The organism is Glaciimonas sp. GG7, from assembly GCF_052976905.1.
In genome coordinates, this window is the sequence record NZ_JBRIIQ010000191.1 from 1 (window position 1) to 2896 (window position 2896).

Genomic DNA, 2896 nt, shown 5'->3' on the forward strand with positions numbered 1-2896 from the left:
CCCAGTACGATCAACATCACCAGCGGACTCCACTGCCAGACATCGACCATCACCATGTTGTCATCGGCTACGCGGTGCGCGACATCGCGCAAGGCAGCTGGATCGAAGAATCATTGGTGCGTATGCCACCGGCGCGCCAACTCGACGGCCTGCCGATCTCGACCCGGGTACTACCGCCCGCCGCACCGCTTGAAGGCTATACCTTTGAAGGTTATCGGAATGCCGACGGCAGCGTGGCGACCCGCAATATTCTCGCCATTACCACCACCGTGCAGTGCGTAGCAGGCGTGGTCGAGCATGCCGTCAAGCGGATTAAAGATGAGCTGTTGCCGCACTATCCGAACGTCGATGACGTCATCGGGCTAGAGCACACCTACGGCTGCGGCGTCGCCATTGATGCGCCCAACGCCGACATCCCGATCCGCACGCTGCGCAACATCAGCCTGAACCCGAACTTCGGCGGTCAGACCATGGTGGTCAGTCTCGGTTGCGAAAAACTGCAACCGTCGCGCTTGCTGCCAGAAGACGCGCTACCCATCCAGAACGGTCCCTACATCGTCACGCTGCAAGACGACATCCACGTCGGGTTCGAGTCGATGATTCAATCGATTATGGATATGGCGATGCTGCGGCTTCAGGTTCTCAATCTGCGTACGCGCCAAACCTGTAGCGCCGCCGATTTAGTCGTTGGCGTGCAATGCGGCGGCAGCGATGCGTTTTCTGGCGTCACGGCCAATCCGGCAGTCGGTTTCGCCACTGATTTGCTAGTCCGTGCAGGCGCGACCGTCATGTTTTCAGAAACCACCGAAGTGCGCGACGGCATCGATCAGTTGACCGCCCGCGCACTCAATGCCGATGTCGCCAACGGCATGATTCGCGAAATGGCCTGGTACGACGATTATCTGAAAAAGGGCGGGGTAGACCGCAGCGCCAACACTACGCCCGGCAACAAAAAGGGCGGTCTGGCTAACATCGTCGAAAAAGCCATGGGCTCCATCGTCAAGTCCGGCACCAGCGCCATTTCCGGCGTGTTGTCACCGGGCGAAAAGCTCAAACAAAAAGGCCTGATCTACGCCGCCACGCCAGCAAGCGATTTCATCTGCGGCACGTTGCAACTCGCCGCCGGAATGAACCTGCACATCTTCACCACCGGACGCGGCACGCCCTACGGTCTGGCAGCAGTGCCGGTCATCAAAGTCGCCACCCGCGACGATCTGGCACGCCGCTGGCATGACTTAATGGATGTCAACGCTGGCCGTATTGCCACCGGCGAAGCCACGATCGAAGACGTCGGTTGGGAATTATTCAGACTTATGCTGGACGTTGCCAGCGGTCGTAAAACATGGGCTGAACATTGGAAACTGCACAATGCCCTGACGCTGTTTAATCCTGCGCCGGTGACCTGAGGCGTGGATTATTGATGATGCTGCTTTCTGAATAAAAGCAGCCCCGCTGGATCAAAAAAACATGCAGCCGATTGAAAAATCGGCTGCATGTTTTTTTGCAGGGAGGATCAGTTCGATACTTGTGTGGAGAGTGCAATGTTGACGGACGTCAGACAATATATTGCAACTAAAATCCGCTATTTATTACTGCTGATTGAATATTTGTCGCATTTATAGTGAATTTGTTTCTAATCGCACGCATTTCATTGTCCTAAAAATAAAATATATGTACGATGTCGTACAACAGTTTTTTATGACCAAGGGAGATGAAAATGTTTATACCAAAAAAAATACGCAGTAATTTGTTTTTAGTCGCAGCAATGGCCTTGTCGGTTTCGCAAGCATATGCTCAGAGCAGTGTGACGCTGTATGGCGTCGCAGACAGCCTCGTGACCTATCAAAATAGCCAAACCACATTGGGCGCAACCACCGGTGGCGGATCGAACACGCGTGTGAGCTCGGGTGCCTGGGCGGGGAGTCGCTTTGGTTTTAAAGGGACGGAAGATCTTGGTGGCGGATTGGCTGCTATTTTCGTTCTGGAATCCGGTTTCAGTATCGATACTGGTACGGCTCAATTTACCAACGCGCTGTTTGCTCGCCAGTCTGTTGTCGGGTTGAACGATCAGACCTACGGAAAAGTCACAGTCGGTCGTCAATACACAGCCTACTACATGCAACTGGCAGCGTTTAGCCCGACCACCTGGACCACCGGCTTTTTTGGTGCGCACGCTGGTGACGTCGATGCGCTCGATACCAGTGTCCGCACGAATAACTCGATCATGTACACGTCGCCGACGCTTAATAACTTTACTGTTGCCGGTTCGTATGCGTTTGGTGAAGTCCCGGGCAGCACCAAGCAAGGATCGACTGCAAGTGTGGGTGTGCAGTACAAAAACGGTCCGATCGGGATTGGCGCGGGCTATATGCGTGTCAACAACTCCACAGTTAACGGTGGAGCATGGGGTACGGATTCGAGCACGAACTCCGGTGGTCAGCCAGTGGTGTCAGCTGTCACTAACGGTTATCAGACCGCTGCTTCGCAACAACGCGTCGCCGTCGGCGCAGGCTATTTCTTCACGCCTGCTCTGGATATTTCTCTGACCGGTTCAAACGTTCAGTACACGCCAGGCAGCGGTTCGAGTTTTAACCATACGGCGATCTTCAATACCATCGGTTCAGTACTGCACGCACATGTTGGTGCGCCGTGGGATCTGGCGGTTGGTTATAGCGAAACCCATGCTACCAGCGCTAACGGCATCAAAAATGCGGCTTCTTACAAGCAATTAACGTTGAGCCAATACTATGCGTTGTCGGTACGCACCGGACTGTACGCACTGCAGTCTTACCAGCGTAGCAGCGGCCAGACACTCGGCACAGCTGGCAGTAGCAAAATCATTGATGCCACCGCGACTATCGGCGACGGTTTCAACAGCTCACCATCAGCGTCGAAT

General features: G+C 54.5%; 2 protein-coding genes. Both read left to right on the plus strand.

The features are described from left to right. A partial coding sequence (garD, locus tag ACVBEF_RS20965; protein ID WP_447125833.1) for a galactarate dehydratase occupies window positions 1-1406 on the plus strand: 1406 nt, incomplete at its 5' end. 311 nt (window positions 1407-1717) lie between these two features. Beyond that, window positions 1718-2896: porin (locus tag ACVBEF_RS20970; protein ID WP_447125834.1), on the plus strand; the 1179-nt coding region annotated here is incomplete at its 3' end.